This is a genomic window from Streptomyces sp. NBC_01224 (genome assembly GCF_036002945.1).
Lineage (GTDB): Bacteria > Actinomycetota > Actinomycetes > Streptomycetales > Streptomycetaceae > Streptomyces.
In genome coordinates this window covers 3,585,858-3,600,192 of record NZ_CP108529.1, presented here as the reverse complement: position 1 = coordinate 3,600,192, position 14,335 = coordinate 3,585,858, and the positions used below count along the sequence as shown (strand labels likewise).

The 14,335-nt window shown below is 71.3% G+C and carries 14 protein-coding genes; 9 read left to right on the top strand and 5 right to left on the bottom strand.

The window, feature by feature from the left end:
* Positions 1 to 49 precede the first annotated feature (49 nt).
* From OG609_RS15560 to OG609_RS15535, 6 genes are all read left to right on the top strand, one after another.
* Entirely contained in the window at positions 50 to 775 is a 726-nt protein-coding gene (locus OG609_RS15560) for a DUF4328 domain-containing protein (protein ID WP_327273379.1), read from the top strand.
* A 117-nt stretch (positions 776 to 892) separates the two neighbouring features.
* The gene (locus tag OG609_RS15555; RefSeq protein WP_327273378.1) at positions 893 to 1,480 is read left to right on the top strand and encodes a hypothetical protein; all 588 of its coding nucleotides are present in this window, start codon (positions 893 to 895) and stop codon (positions 1,478 to 1,480) included.
* A 305-nt stretch (positions 1,481 to 1,785) separates the two neighbouring features.
* The gene (locus OG609_RS15550) at positions 1,786 to 3,489 is read left to right on the top strand and encodes an amidohydrolase (protein ID WP_327273377.1); all 1,704 of its coding nucleotides are present in this window, start codon (positions 1,786 to 1,788) and stop codon (positions 3,487 to 3,489) included.
* A 31-nt stretch (positions 3,490 to 3,520) separates the two neighbouring features.
* Positions 3,521 to 4,309 (top strand): LuxR C-terminal-related transcriptional regulator, encoded by a 789-nt coding sequence (locus OG609_RS15545; RefSeq protein WP_327273376.1) that lies wholly within the window; start codon positions 3,521 to 3,523, stop codon positions 4,307 to 4,309.
* Between the two features lie 489 nt (positions 4,310 to 4,798).
* Positions 4,799 to 5,602 (top strand): RNA polymerase sigma factor, encoded by an 804-nt coding sequence (locus OG609_RS15540; protein WP_327278064.1) that lies wholly within the window; start codon positions 4,799 to 4,801, stop codon positions 5,600 to 5,602.
* A complete protein-coding gene (locus tag OG609_RS15535; RefSeq protein ID WP_327273375.1) occupies positions 5,602 to 6,726 on the top strand; it encodes a hypothetical protein in 1,125 nt (374 codons plus the stop codon). The genes OG609_RS15540 and OG609_RS15535 overlap by 1 nt, the downstream gene beginning before the upstream one ends.
* Positions 6,727 to 6,932: 206 nt before the next feature.
* Here the strand turns inward: OG609_RS15535 and OG609_RS15530 are convergent, their stop codons facing one another.
* Positions 6,933 to 7,751, bottom strand: a complete 819-nt coding sequence (locus OG609_RS15530) for a L,D-transpeptidase family protein (RefSeq protein ID WP_327273374.1) — start codon at positions 7,749 to 7,751, stop codon at positions 6,933 to 6,935.
* 343 nt (positions 7,752 to 8,094) lie between these two features.
* Between OG609_RS15530 and OG609_RS15525 the strand changes: the two genes are divergently transcribed.
* From OG609_RS15525 to leuE, 3 genes are read left to right on the top strand one after another with little or no spacing between them, the layout of a single operon-like run.
* On the top strand, positions 8,095 to 9,675 hold the full coding sequence (locus tag OG609_RS15525) for an acyl-CoA mutase large subunit family protein (protein ID WP_327273373.1): 1,581 nt from the start codon (positions 8,095 to 8,097) through the stop codon (positions 9,673 to 9,675).
* Between the two features lie 51 nt (positions 9,676 to 9,726).
* Positions 9,727 to 10,068 carry a Uma2 family endonuclease gene (locus tag OG609_RS15520; RefSeq protein ID WP_327273372.1) on the top strand — a complete coding sequence of 114 codons (342 nt, stop codon included), beginning with the start codon at positions 9,727 to 9,729 and terminating at the stop codon, positions 10,066 to 10,068.
* A 58-nt stretch (positions 10,069 to 10,126) separates the two neighbouring features.
* The gene (gene leuE, locus OG609_RS15515) at positions 10,127 to 10,792 is read left to right on the top strand and encodes a leucine efflux protein LeuE (protein ID WP_327273371.1); all 666 of its coding nucleotides are present in this window, start codon (positions 10,127 to 10,129) and stop codon (positions 10,790 to 10,792) included.
* 18 nt (positions 10,793 to 10,810) lie between these two features.
* Here the strand turns inward: leuE and OG609_RS15510 are convergent, their stop codons facing one another.
* The 4 genes from OG609_RS15510 to OG609_RS15495 form a co-directional block, all read right to left on the bottom strand.
* Positions 10,811 to 11,098 (bottom strand): hypothetical protein, encoded by a 288-nt coding sequence (locus OG609_RS15510; protein ID WP_327273370.1) that lies wholly within the window; start codon positions 11,096 to 11,098, stop codon positions 10,811 to 10,813.
* Between the two features lie 105 nt (positions 11,099 to 11,203).
* Positions 11,204 to 11,593 carry a hypothetical protein gene (locus OG609_RS15505; RefSeq protein WP_327273369.1) on the bottom strand — a complete coding sequence of 130 codons (390 nt, stop codon included), beginning with the start codon at positions 11,591 to 11,593 and terminating at the stop codon, positions 11,204 to 11,206.
* Positions 11,590 to 12,663 carry an acyltransferase family protein gene (locus tag OG609_RS15500; protein ID WP_442818076.1) on the bottom strand — a complete coding sequence of 358 codons (1,074 nt, stop codon included), beginning with the start codon at positions 12,661 to 12,663 and terminating at the stop codon, positions 11,590 to 11,592. Before OG609_RS15500 ends, OG609_RS15505 begins: the two co-directional genes overlap by 4 nt.
* A gap of 287 nt (positions 12,664 to 12,950) precedes the next feature.
* A complete protein-coding gene (locus OG609_RS15495) occupies positions 12,951 to 14,327 on the bottom strand; it encodes a polysialyltransferase family glycosyltransferase (RefSeq protein WP_442818075.1) in 1,377 nt (458 codons plus the stop codon).
* Positions 14,328 to 14,335 lie beyond the last annotated feature (8 nt).

Here is a 14,335-nt window from a genome sequence, read left to right as displayed (position 1 = left end):
GGACGGACGCTGTCTTCTCTGTGCCGGACCGGCCGGGGCGGGGGCCCCGGTGCCGCCGGTCCCGGCCTTCGTCGCTCCGCAGCAGTATCTGCGCTCGCCGGACGGGCTCGCGAAGGCCGTCGTCATCCTGCTGGCCGTCGTCGCCGTGGCCGACCTGCTTGCCGTGGCAGCGGGGCTGAACATCCGCAGCCTGCTCGCGAACGGGCTGGAGAACGACTTCGCGACCTACGACGACGCGGAGGCGACCCTGGCGGACAATCTGTACGGGTCCGCCGGTGTGCTGCAGGCCGTCACGACCCTGGCCACCGGCATCGTCTTCATCATCTGGTTCCGGCGCGTGCGGATGAACGCCGAGGTGTTCGACCCGAGCGTGCAGCCGATGTCGCCCGGCTGGGCGGTCGGCGCCTGGTTCGTCCCGGTCGCCAACCTGGTGCTGCCGCGCCGGATCGCGGGCGGCATCTGGACGGCGAGCGCCCAGACCAACACCGACGGCAGCTGGCGCACGGTCCCGGCCGCCCCGATGAATCGGTGGTGGGGGGCGTGGGTCTGCTCACTGGCCTTCTCCTGGGTCACGTCCCGGCAGTACATGAAGGCCGAGGAGACGCAGGAGATCATCGACGCGGTGGGGCTGGTGATGGTGTCCGACGCCCTCGACATCGTGGCGGCGGTGCTCGCGATCCTCTTCGTACGCAAGCTGACCCGGATGCAGGGGGAGCGGGCGGCCCTCGGCGTGTATCCGCTCGGCGCACAGCCGTCAGCAGGCCAGACCTACTGAGGGACGTGATTCGGCCTCAGCGGTGACGATTTTGAGTCACTCGGCGCTGAATGCGGTAACGGGAAGCGCCGCATCCTCGTGCGTGCACGCACGAGGACGGGCCGACGGGAGACGCCGATGAGCCTGCTGGAACTGATCGCCGCCGCTGACGAGCGGGGGCTGGCCGCGAGCGCGGTCGCCTGCCTCGACCGCTGCCTGCCGCAGCCCGCCGACGGGGCCGATCCGGATCCGCTGCGCCCGCTCTGGGCGGGGTGCGCGGACGGCTCAGGATGGCCCGACCGCCTCGCGGCGGTCCGCGCGGCGCTGGATGCCGCGGCCGTTACGGAGGGGGCGGCGCCACAGATCCGGAAGCTGCTGGGCGAGGCACCCGTGGACCGGGCGGCGCCGGAGCTGCGCGAGTGGGCTGATGCCTGTTCGCTTGCCGCGCTGAAGACCCACTGCCGGTTCGATGCCCAGGGCGGGGACGAGGCCGAGTCCGAGGACCGCATCGAACTGCTGAACCGCTGCCGCACCGAAGGCCCGGAAGGCGCCGGTCCGCTTCTCGCCGGTGAACTGCGTCGCCAGATCCAGATCCTGGAGACCCTCGCGGAGACCACGGGCACGGTGGGCAGCGGTGCCGCCCTGCGCCGGGTGGTCGACCTGTCGACCGAGGGCCGCCGGGTGCTGCGCGCGGTGGTGTCGCGCCAGGCCCGCGGCCGGGCCTGACCCGAAAGGCTCCGCACAGAGCTGGAGCCCCTCGGGTCGGACCGAGGGGCTCCAGCGTGTGTGTGAATGAGGCGGGCGGCCCGGGTGCTACGGGGCCAGGGGCGGTCCGATCCGGATCCGAACCGCGATGCGCCCCATGCCCTCCCGAAGCCCGGCACGATCCCGAGCACGAGGCGTCAGCCTGCCATTGCGAGAGCGCGTATCGGTGGGATGACCGATGTGCGGGGGGCGGGGGCGTGGCCATAGTCCTCGGGAGATCGTTCGCGGGTGGCCGTGGTGCGCCCGGTTTTGGAAAGGACCCTTCTGTGGACACGTATGCGGATCTGGTGTTTCTCGGCGGGCGGGTGGTCACGGTCGATGCGGAGTTCTCCGTCGCCTCGGCCCTGGCGGTGACCGGTGGGGTCATCAGTGCTGTCGGTGGGCGGGACGACGTCGCGCCGCTCGTCGGACCCGGCACCCGCGTCGTCGACCTGCGAGGGGCGACGCTGCTTCCCGGTATCAACGATTCCCATCTGCACGGATGCGCCTTCGGCATGTCGACGCCGCCGCTCTCCCTCGACCTCGGCCATCCCGCCGTGTCCTCCCTCGCGGACGTGGCCGAGGCGGTACGGGAGGCCGTCGGGCGGGTTCCGGGCGGGCAGTGGATCACGGGGCACGGCTGGGACACCGGTTACCTCGACGAGTGCGTCTTTGATCCGTCGCGGCTGCCCTCGCGGCGTGACCTCGACGCTGTGAGCCCGGACCACCCCGTCGTCCTTTACTCCTTCTCCGGGCACGCCACCTGGGTCAACTCCAAGGCGCTGGAGCTCATCGGGGTGGACCGGGACACTGCCGCGCCGCCCGGCGGGGCCATCGTCGTGGACGAAGCCGGGGAGCCGACCGGGCTGCTCCACGAGGGGGCCCAGGCACTCGTCCAGAACGCGCTGCCGCCGCTCAGTCGGCAGGAGCGGACCGGCGCGATCAGGTCGACCCTCGCCACGCTCGCCCGGCTCGGCGTGACCAGCTACACGGAGCCCGGACTCGGCCCCGGCGGCGACGGCATCATGCGGGGTGCGCTCGGTGCGGAAACCCTCGACGTCTACCGCCGGCTGCTGGCCGACGGCGAACTGACCGCCCGCCTCGGCGTCCTGCTCCTGCCCACCGGTATGGCCGGCACCGCCGAGGAGTTCGCCCGCACCCTCACCGCGCTCGGCAAGCCCGGCGACGCCGATCCGCGCCGCCTCGCGATCCTCGGGGTCAAGATCTTCGCCGACGGCATCGTCCCCAACAAGACGTCCTGGATGCACGAGCCGTACGTAGGCGGCGGCTGCGGCTCCCTCTGCGTCGGCGGCGAGACCGACGCCGAGCGGACCGCCGAGATCGATGCCATGATCCGGCATGCCCACGCCGCCGGGCACCAGTTGGGCGTCCACGTCACCGGCGACCGGGCCTGCGACACCGTCGCGGACGCCTTCGCCGCGGCCATGGCCGAGCACCCGCGGCCCGACGCCCGCCACTACGTGATCCACGGCGACTTCCTCACCGCGCACAGCATGAAGGTGCTGGCCGCGCACGGCTTCGGCGTCAACATGAACCCCACCATCAAGTGGACCGTCGCCGACATGGAGGAGGAGTTCGTCGGCGCCGAGCGGGCCGCGTACGCATGGCCCTACCGCGATGCCATCGACGCCGGCGTGCGGGTCGCGAGCGGGTCCGACGCCCCCGTCACGTCCCCGGACTGGCGCCAGGGCGTCGCCACCATGATGCTGCGCGAGTCGAAGGCCGCCGGCCGGGTCAGCGGCCCCGAGCAGTGCATCGGCCTGGCCGAGGCGATCCGCACGTACACGATCGACGCGGCCTGGCAGGACTTCGCCGACGACTGGAAGGGCTCCCTGGAGCCGGGCAAGGTCGCCGACCTCTGCGTGCTCGACGGGGATCTGCTCACCGCCGACCCCCACGACATCCCGGAGATGCCCGTCGTCCTCACCGTCGTGGACGGGCAGGTCGTGCACGACACGCTTCGCGATTGACCTATTCCGGGCACATGATCATCCTTGGAGGATGGCAGCGGAGCGGAGCGGGGCGGACATCCTGGACGCGGCCGTCCATGTCCGTGAGGCCGCCAGGAGCGCCACGAGCGGCGCGAGCGGCGTCGACACGGTCCTGGCGGCGCTGTCGGAGGTGATGGAGTACGACCACGCCTCCCTGGCCCGGTGGGATCCGTTGCGTCGGCGCCACACCACCCTGGCCGGGAGCTACCCGGACGATGCCACGGCCTACATCGAGACCCGCCTCCACCACGACCCGGTGTTCCCCGTGCTCCGCAGCCCGGCCCGAGGCGGTCTCTGGCTCAGGGACGTCCCCGGGCAGCTCCTGGCGGCATCCCCGGGCTTCCAGGAGGTGCTGTGTCCCCTCGGCATCGAGGACGGCGTGGCCCAGTGCCTTTTCGCCGCCGACGGCCGGTACGTCGGCATGCTGAACGTCAGCACCCGCCGGCCGCGGCGCACGCCCGATCCGGCGCGCGCCGTGGTCACGCTGCTCACCGAGGCCCTCGCCGCGGCCGTCGCCCCCCACGCAGGCCCGCCGCCCGAGGCCCTCGCCGCGGCCGACCCCGCCGCGGACGTGCGGCACCCGACCGCGCGGCGGCCTGGCGGACTCTCGCCACGGGAGCTCCAGGTGCTGGCCGAACTGACCGCCGGCCGCACCAACCGGGAGATCGCCGAGCGGCTGTACATCGCGCCGCGCACCGTGGGGACCCACATCGAGCACATCCTCGCCAAGCTCGACCTCCCCAACCGCGCGGCCGCCGCCGCCCGAGCCGCCGCCTGGGGAATCGAAGCCTCCCGCTGACGCGAGCCCGGCAGCGCAAAACGCTCGGACCGCGGGCGTGCCCCTGTGGGGCACTCCGTCGGGCAGGACGATCAGGACTCTGCCGCCGCCGAGGGAAGCAAGACCGGGAGCGACGGCAAGGGCAGGACCGCTGTCGACTGAATCGCCGACCGGTCCGTCACCGGGTAGGAGGGGCATCCTCCGGGAACGGCGCTGGACGGGATCCCGGCCCGGCCGAACAGAGAGAACCGAGGGGGAAAGAGGACGACCGGGGCCGCCACCCCCCACAGGAGAGGCCCCGGTCGTCTTCCGCGGGGCCGTAGGACGACCCCGTACTCTTCTCAGCGCCGTCGCTGCGTTTTCTGTCACACCGCCCTGTGTCGGAGGAATGTTGCAGGTTGTACAAGTCATGGACGTGACCCCCGCGAAGGACGTAGCGTGCTGAGTCGCGCAGGGTGGCGCGGCAGTGATGACCAGCTGCGATTCGGGACAGCAGGGCAGGTTGAGGGAGTGCTGGGGGACGACGCGGAGCTCACTGCCGCGGTGCTCGCGGCACAGGACGGGGACGAAGACGCCTTCCGTACTGTGTACCGCGCTGTACAGCCGCGACTGTTGGGCTACATACGGACACTCGTGGGGGATCCGGACGCCGAGGACGTGGCGTCCGAGTCCTGGCTGCAGATAGCGCGCGACCTCGACCGGTTCAGCGGCGACGCCGACCGCTTCCGCGGCTGGGCGGCACGGATAGCCCGCAACCGTGCCCTGGACCATCTGCGGATGCGCGGCAGGCGCCCCGCGATCGGCGGCGACGAGTCGGAGCTGTCGGAGAAGCCGGCCGAGTCCGACACCGCCGACGAGGCGATGGAGGCCCTGGCCACCGGCCGTACGATGTCGCTCATCGCCCAGCTGCCCCAGGACCAGGCCGAGGCCGTGGTGCTGCGGGTGGTCGTCGGCCTGGACGCCAAGAGCGCGGCCCAGACGCTGGGCAAGCGGCCGGGGGCGGTACGCACCGCGGCGCACCGGGGGCTGAAGCGGCTGGCCGAACTGCTGCGCACGGACGACGCGGACAACGCCGGCGGCCGCCCCGATGACGGGGCCGTCGAGGGCGGCGACGGCCGTGCCGAAGGCGGTGCGGGCATCGCCGCGGACCGTGTTCCCGCGGGCGATCCGGCGGATCCGCCCGCCCCTCGCACAAGCGCGGCAGGTCGGACGGCGGAACTCGGCGCCGTGCCCGCCCAGCGCCCCTCCCACAACGGTTCGGCGGCACCGGCCGGTGTGACGCATTCGCGTCCGTGGACGCAGAAGGACATGTGATGGCCGACGAGCACTACGAATGGCTTGACAAGGACGCGGCGGAGAGATTGCTCCGCGGCGAACCGGTCGATCCCGTGGGCGGTCAGTCGCGTACAGAAGCGGAAGGGCTCGCGGCAGTGCTGGAGGCTGCCGCACGGGCCGCCCGCCCGGCCACCGGCGAACTGCCGGGCGAGGCCGCGGCGCTCGCCGCCTTCCGCACCGCCGCGCAATCCGCGCGCGCACGGACACGGGCGGCGAACCCGCAGGTGAAGGGGTACGCCGAGAAGACGGGCGAACCGGCACCGGCCGACACACTCGAACCGGTGCACATCCGGCCCGCCTCCGGCGGCTTCGCCCCGCACCGCCCCTCGTCCTCCGCGGGCTCCGGCCGTACCCGCTCCCTGGGCTGGAGCCGGCCCATCCGCTTCGGCCTGGTCGCCTCCTTCGCGGGCTGCGCGCTCGGCGGGGTGGCCGTGGCCGCGAGCACCGGGATGCTCCCCGGACCGTTCGGCGGGCACGCCCCCGTACCGGCGACCTCCGTCTCCGCCGCGGCGACGCCCGAGGAGCTCGGCTCGGGGGCCGTCACCGACGAGAGCCCGTCCGCACAGCCGCCCGCCTCCCCTGAGACGGGGCCCTCCACACCCCCGGCGGATCCCTCCGCCCCCACCGGTGACCGGGACAACGGCAGAACCGGCAAGGGCGAGGACCGCAAGGGCGACGACAACCGGAAGCCCGACGGCACCGCGAGCGGAACCCCGAACGGCACCGAGAACGGCAAGCAGCCCGACGGCTCCGGGAACGGCAACTCCGGCGACTGGTACGCCAAGACGCTCAAGGCCTGCCGGGACTACCGCAAAGGCAAGCTGGACGACGACCGCAGACGGTATCTCGAAGCGCTGGCGAAGGGCGCCCGCAATCTGGACCGGTTCTGCGACCGCATGATTGCCAAGAACGCGGACGGTCAGAACAGTCCCGGCAGCGACAGCGACGGCGAGCAGAGCAACGACGAGGATTCGAACGGGGACAGCGGCGGCTCCAACACGCTCCCGGCGATCCGGTTCACCACCCCGCCGTCGCCCTCGACCACGGTCTCCTCGCCGGCAGCGGACCGGGCGTCCCTCGGTGCCGTCGGATCACCCGGCTGAGAGCCGCGCGCGCCAGTCCCTTTCAAGCCGTCCACCACCAGGTGTGACGTTTTTCGAGGCCACGGCGCAGTACAGAGTGAGCCGACTGGTCATCGGCAGCGCACAGAGCCGGGGTTCCCCCCGTACCTGCGGCTCAGCGCATTGGCGCGGGCGGGACACGTTCCCCCGGTCCCGTCCGCGCCCCTTTCCTTCCGGCCGGGCAGGCCCTACCCGTAGACGACGACCTTGTCGCCCGTCCTCACCTGGGCGAAGAGCGAGGCGATCTTTCCCTCGTCGCGGACATTGACGCAGCCGTGCGAGGCGCCGCTGTAGCCACGGGCCGCGAAGTCCGCCGAGTAGTGCACCGCCTGGCCGCCGCTGAAGAACATCGCGTACGGCATGGCCGTGTGGTAGATCGTCGACACATGGTGCCGTGACTTCCAGTAGACGGAGAAGGTGCCTTCGCGGGTCGGCGTGTACTGGGAGCCGAAACGGACGTCCATCGACGAGACGACGCGGCCGTCGATCATCCATGACAGCGTCCGGCTGTTCTTGCTGATGCAGAGCACCCGGCCCGTCATGCAGCGCTTGTCCGGCTTGGTGACGGGCCGGGTGGTCGGCGGATTCAGCTCGGCGGCCGTCGGCGCGTGCGTCATGCCGAGCAGCTTCTGCCAGGTGACGGTGTCCGTCCTGCCCGTACGGGAGAGGCCGCGCTTGCCCTGGAAGGACTGGACGGCGGCGACCGTGACGGTGCCGTAGTAGCCGGTGGGGGAGCGGTCGAAGTGGCCGATCTGCCGCAGCCGGGCCTGCAGTTCCCGCACCTGCTTGCCCTCGGAACCGCTCGCCATCAGCGTCGTGCCCTGCGGGTCCGGCTTCGGCGTGGGCGTCGCGGTGGCCTTCGGGGACGACGACGGTGCGTCCGGTGAGGGCGACTGCGCCGCCGGGGGCTTGGCGTCGTCGGTCGCCGTGGCCCGGGGCGGTGACGACGGGGCCGCGGACGCGCTGTCGGCGGGCTGTGCCTTGCAGCCGGCGGTCGCGGTGGTCATGGCGAGAACGGCGAGCGCCGCCGTGGCCGTGGTCCCCGCCCAACCCCGTGTCCTGACCCGCGCCCTGCGCCGTGACGTGCTTCCGGTGATGCTGCGTATCATCTCGGCCCCCTGCTTCTCCGGGTTTCTCCGGTGTCCCATTGGACGGATTCCCGCTCTGCCCGGTTGCCAAAGCCCGCGCATGATGGGGAGAGCGGCGGCGAGGGTCGTGGGGGAGGGCTGTGAGCAAGGTCCCAGCCCGTGCACCTCCACCGGTCTCGTGCCCGCCGCTACAGTCCGTCGCGGGAATCATTGGTTACCAGTAAGTAGCTTTGTCGAGCAGCTTCAGCGGGAGGCACAGCAGATGACGCGCGAGTCGGAGTCGGGACTGCCCATCGAGCCGGTGTACGGGCCGGACGCACTCGACGGGTGGAACCCCGACGACAAGCTGGGAGAGCCGGGTGCCTACCCCTTCACGCGCGGTGTCTACCCGTCGATGTACACCGGCCGGCCATGGACGATGCGTCAGTACGCAGGTTTCGGTACGGCCACGGAATCCAACGCCCGCTACAAGCAGCTGATCGCCAACGGCACGATGGGCCTCTCCGTCGCCTTCGACCTGCCCACCCAGATGGGCCACGATTCCGACGCGGCGATCGCGTCCGGCGAGGTCGGCAAGGTCGGGGTGGCGATCGACTCGATCGACGACATGAGGGTCCTGTTCGGCGGAATCCCGCTCGACAAGGTCTCCACCTCGATGACGATCAACGCGCCCGCCGCGCTGCTGCTCCTCATGTACCAGCTGGTCGGTGAGGAGCAGGGCGTCCCGGCGGACAAGCTGACCGGCACCATCCAGAACGATGTCCTCAAGGAGTACATCGCCCGCGGCACGTACATCTTTCCGCCGGGGCCCTCGCTCCGGCTGACCGCCGACATCTTCAAGTACTGCCGGGCCGAGATCCCGAAGTGGAACACCATCTCGATCTCCGGCTACCACATGGCGGAGGCCGGGGCCTCGCCCGCGCAGGAGATCGCGTTCACCCTCGCGGACGGCATCGAGTACGTACGTACCGCCGTCGCGGCCGGCATGGACGTCGACGACTTCGCCCCGCGTCTCTCCTTCTTCTTCGTCGCCCGCACCACGATCCTGGAGGAGGTCGCCAAGTTCCGTGCCGCCCGCCGGATCTGGGCGAGGGTGATGAAGGAGGAGTTCGGCGCGAAGAACCCCAAGTCGCTGATGCTGCGCTTCCACACCCAGACCGCGGGCGTCCAGCTCACCGCCCAGCAGCCCGAGGTCAACCTGGTGCGCGTCGCCGTCCAGGGCCTGGCCGCGGTCCTCGGCGGTACGCAGTCGCTGCACACCAACTCCTTCGACGAGGCGATCGCCCTCCCGACCGACAAGTCCGCCCGCCTCGCCCTGCGTACCCAGCAGGTCCTGGCGTACGAGACGGACGTCACGGCCACCGTGGACCCGTTCGCGGGCTCGTACGTCGTCGAGAAGATGACCGACGATGTCGAAGCTGCCGCCCTGGAATTGATGCTCAAGGTCGAGGACATGGGCGGTGCGGTCAACGCGATCGAGCGCGGCTTCCAGAAGAACGAGATCGAGCGCAGCGCGTACCGCGTCGCCCTGGAGACCGACAGTGCCGAGCGTGTGGTGGTCGGCGTCAACCGCTTCCAGCTCGACGAGGAGGAGCCGTACGAGCCGCTGCGCGTCGACCCCGCGATCGAGGCCCAGCAGGCGGCCCGGCTGGCGAAGCTGCGGGCCGAGCGCGACCAGGGCGTGGTCGACGAGGCGCTGGGCCGGCTGAAGAAGGCGGCCGAGGGCACGGACAACGTCCTGTACCCGATGAAGGACGCCCTCAAGGCACGGGCGACGGTGGGCGAGGTGTGCAATGCGCTGCGGGAGGTTTGGGGGGCTTATGTGCCTACGGTTGCGTTCTGAAGTGATGTCCGCCCGCGGGAGTGATCTCTCGCTGAATGTCCATGGCCCCGGATGAGCTCTGACCTGTCGGTTGTCGAGGCCGATATCAAGGACGCTCATGTCATGAAGAACTGCTACGCCGCCCATGCCTTCCGCATGGTGGTGGCGGTGACCTCGACCAACTGGGCGGACGACCTCGGCCCCAAGGTCGAGGACTACGCCCAGGCGGGCATTCCGGTCTACGTCGTGGCCGATCGCAAGCATGACCAGGTGCTGCTCTGCAGTGACCCGCGGGGCGGCGAGTACAAGAACAAGGTGCCCCACAAGCGCGGGACGTCGTTCACCGTGCCGGACGTGGTCGGTGTCGAGATGAAGCTCTCGGTGGACCGCCTCCTCGACGGCGACGAGGCCTGACCGGATTTCCCCGAACCCCCCGAACGGAGTGTCGTACCCGCGTGCGACACTCCGTTTCATGCTGGGTGTCACCGATCTTCCGACCTATCTCGCCGGCCTGGTGCTGATCGTTCTTCTGCCGGGGCCGAATTCGCTGTACGTGCTGTCCGTCGCCGCCCGGCGCGGTGTGCGGACCGGCTATGTGGCGGCGGCCGGGGTGTGGACCGGGGACACCGTGCTGATGACGTTGTCCGCGCTGGGGGCCTCGTCGCTGTTGCAGACGACGCCGGTGCTGTTCGCCGTCGTCAAGTTCGCGGGTGCGGGCTATCTGACCTGGCTGGCGATCGGCATGCTGCGGGCCGCGGTGACCATGTGGCGCGAGCGGCACCGGCGGATGGCCGAGCTGACCGAGGAGAGCGCCGGAGCCGAGACCGCCGCGGCGATGGAGCGGCCGTACCGGCGGGCGCTGGTGGTCAGCCTCTTCAACCCGAAGGCGATCCTGTTCCTGATCTCGTTCTTCGTGCAGTTCGTCGACCCCGGCTACGCCTACCCGGCGCTGTCCTTCCTGGTGCTGGGCACCCTGCTGCAGATCGCCAGCTTCCTCTATCTGTCGATGCTGATATTCGGCGGCACCCGCCTGTCCGCCGCGTTCCGCCGCCGCAAGCGGCTGTCGGCGGGAGCCACTTCGGCGGCCGGTCTGCTGTTCCTGGGGTTCGCGGCGAAGCTCTCGCTCAGCAGCGTGTGACCGCGGCGAAGCTCTCGCTCAGCGGTGTGCGGCCGCGGCGACGCCGAGCGGGGCCAGGTACGCGGCCAGGCCCGAGGTGTCCTTGCCCGCCCAGCCGGTGCAGTCGTCGGGGCGGATGAGGAACAGGCCCTTTCCGTAAGCCTCGTAGGCTTCCGTGCGGCGCACGCGGACCAGGTCGCCGCCGGACGCCGGGAGTTCGGTGTCCGTGCCGACCGCCGGCAGCGTGAAGTGCGGGCCGCGGAAGATGTCGAAGAGGCGCCGGCCCGGCCCGCGGACGCCTCCTGGACGCTTGCCCAGGTCGTTCACTCTGCGGGTGCGGGCCGAACGGGTAGCTGCGGGCCACCGCGTCCCGGCACAGACGGTCAGGACGGGGGCGGCGCCGCCCTCTCGGCCCCGCCCCCACGCCTCGGATCAGTTGTCGGACGGCTTGGGCAGGGCCCGGGCCTGGAACCGGGGTGCGTCCTGCGCGGTGCTTGCGGCGGTGCGCGCAAAGCTCGGCTGGACCTGGTAGATGCGGGTCTGGTTGTCGGCGGTACGGAAGGTGTAGGCCCAGGTCGGGCCGTTGCTGGTGGTGTAGGTGAAGGTGGTCGGCACGGTGGCGGCGGCCTCGGACGACGGCTGCTGCCAGGGGCGCCAGATGCCACTGCCCTGGGTGGTCTCGCCGGTGTTGTGGATGGTGCCGTCGGTGCCGCGCGCGGGTCCTTGTCGGGGTCGTCGTTCTCGGCGCCGGGAGCTCAGTCCAGGGTGTCCGCCGGTCAGGCGCCCCCGTCGGCACGGCCACCCCGTTACGCCCCTGCTCACGCCCCCAGGCGCAACGCCGCGTGCAACCGGGCGCTCTGGGTGGTCATGGCTCGCTTCAGGCGCGGGCCGACCGGCTTCTCCACGTACCGGTGGATCAGCCAGGCGAGGATCAGCAGCGAGCCGACCGCGCCGAACAGTGTGGGGACCGGGGGCAGGCCCCAGCCGCGGTGCAGGATCCGGATGGCGAACCAGCCGAGATGTTCGTGCACCAGGTAGAACGGGTAGGTCAGGGCGCCGGCGACCGTGAGCCAGCGCCAGTTCGCCCAGCGCAGCCACCCCAGCGCCACCGCTGCGACCGAGAGGAAGGCGGCGGCGACGATCAGTTGGATCACGTACGGGGAGCGGTGGAAGTCGCCGTCCATGCCCGGGTGCCAGAGCGCGGTCACGGAGTAGCGCTGGCCGAGGAGAAAGCTCATCACGACGATTCCCCACAGCAGCAGGTCGCTGCCGTACCGGTGGATCAGGTACAGGGCCAGGCCGCCGATGAAGAACGGCGCGTGGTCGCGCATGACCAGTTCGTCCGTCAGCGGGGTCTGGGCGACCCGGGCGAGCACCCCCGCGAACGTCCACAGGCAGCAGAAGGTCACCACTCTGCGGTAGGTGACGCCGCGCCAGACGACGAAGAGCGCGAACAGCACGTAGAAGCGCAGCTCGACCCAGAGCGTCCAGCACACGCCCAGCACCCGGTCCGCGCCCATGGGCTGCTGCAGCATCGTCAGGTTGAGCAGCAGTTCGTCCGAGCGCAGTGGTCTCACGACGACCGGCAGGACGATCGCGGCCGCCGTCACGAGGATGATCGCGGCCCAGTACGCCGGGTAGAGGCGGGCGACCCTGGACCGGAAGAAGTCGCCCAGCGAGCGCCCCCAGCTGCTCATGCAGATGACGAAGCCGCTGATGACGAAGAAGAACTGCACGCCGAGACAGCCGTAGACGGCCGCCTGGGAGAGGGTCGGGAACATCTGGCCCGGCGACTGCCCCCAGGACTGGGCGACCGGGCCGTCCTTCCCCGCGAAGTGGTACAGGCAGACCATGAGGGCGGCCAGGATGCGCAGTCCGTCCAGCGCCCGCATCCGGCCTGCGCCCGCGCCGGAGCGCGGATTGCGCGGGGCGGGGGGTGCGGACGGGGCGGGTATCGCGGCAGCCGCAGCGGACCGGGTTTTCGTGGGCGCTTCGGCCACGGTGATGCTCCTCTCCCGGAACGGACCGGGACGTGTGGAATCTGGAACCGGCCGCCCCGGGCCGCTCGGCGGACGGACGGCCGGGCTGCTGCCGTGCCGGGGACGGCCGGAGGATCGCCGTCATCGCGGCGGCGGAGCACGGACGGCCCGCTGACCACCTCGTCCGACGGCAGGGCGGGTCAGCCCGCCGCCGCCCGCTTCAGGGTGCGGGCCTTGCGGGCGATCCGGCGCACCGTCGCGTTGTGCGGGATGAACGCGAGCTGTGCGGGTAGGGCTCCGGGCAGCCCCAGCGCGGTCAGCCGACGCCGTTTGAAGTATCGCCAGAGGTTGTCGCGGTGCCCTGTGAGATACCGCTCGGCCTCAGGGCGCAGCGCGGCCTGGATCTGCGGTTGCATGGCGTAGCCGACCGCGCTGAGCAGGCCGGTCGGCTCGCCCCGGACCTCTTCGGCGGAGGGCAGTGACCAGCCGGTGACCGCGGACGGGTCCTCCAGGTCGGGCAGGAGCGCGTCGACGATCGTCAGCGGGATGCGGTTGCTGTTCTGGTACGGGGCGAGCCGTTCCAGCAGGGGGCCGGTGCCGACGCGGGCGACCGGGAGCCCGTAGAACGAGGCGGCCGTCAGCAGCGCGGTGGAGAAGCAGCCGACGACCAGGGCAGGACGCATGGTTTCGAACAGCGTCTCGGCGAGGACCGGGCTGTCGAGAACGGTGAGGTCGGCGCCGAGCCGTTCCGCCTCTTGCTCCAGCGACCGCGCCCAGTGGGCGGGCGCGCTGGGGTGCGGCTTGAAGACGACCCGGGTGTGGCCGAGGGCGACGGCGCCGCGCAGCATCCGCGCATGCAGGTCCTCCTCCTGCTGGGGCGTGAGAATGCCCAGCGTGGAGAGGTACTGGCCGAGCAGCAGGGCCGGGGCGGGGCCGCCGTCGGGGCCGGGGACGTCCGCCGATCCGGCGAGCTCGTCCAGCACCTTCAGGAAGACATCGGTCGGTACGATCTCCGACGCGACGCCGAACTCGGTGAGCAGCAGCGGCCGCAGGCCCGGCACCAGGTCCAGGTGGAGCAGCCGGCGGATGCGGGTGCCGACCAGCTGGTCGAGCTTGCTGCGGGTCGGCCCGTAGCTCATCAGCCCGTCGGCGTAGATGTGCACCGGGCTGTCGCCGAAGATCACCGCGAGGGCCTGGGAGGGGTTGGCCTGGATGGACTCGCAGGCGATCTCGACCGGTTCGTCGCCGAGGTGCCACGCCCGGCGTACAGCCCGCTCCCACAGCGAGGCGTCCTGTTCCCGGGGCGACCAGCCCGCCGGGTGGAACGGCCGGATGAAGTCGTTCCAGGAATGCACCGTGTCGAATTCGGACTCCAGTTTCTCGAATCCGGGCCTGCGATGGAGCGGTGTGCCCAGTTCGGGAGAAGGCGAGGTGTCGCTCACGACGAGGATGCGCCGGTGCTCCGAGCGCGGACCGAACTGGCCCGCGCGCAATGCCGCGACGAGTGTGGCGGCGGCGTACTGCGTGCACGCGGAGAAGATCTGGGTGGTGGACCGGCCGACCGGCGCGGTGTACATGCCGGACA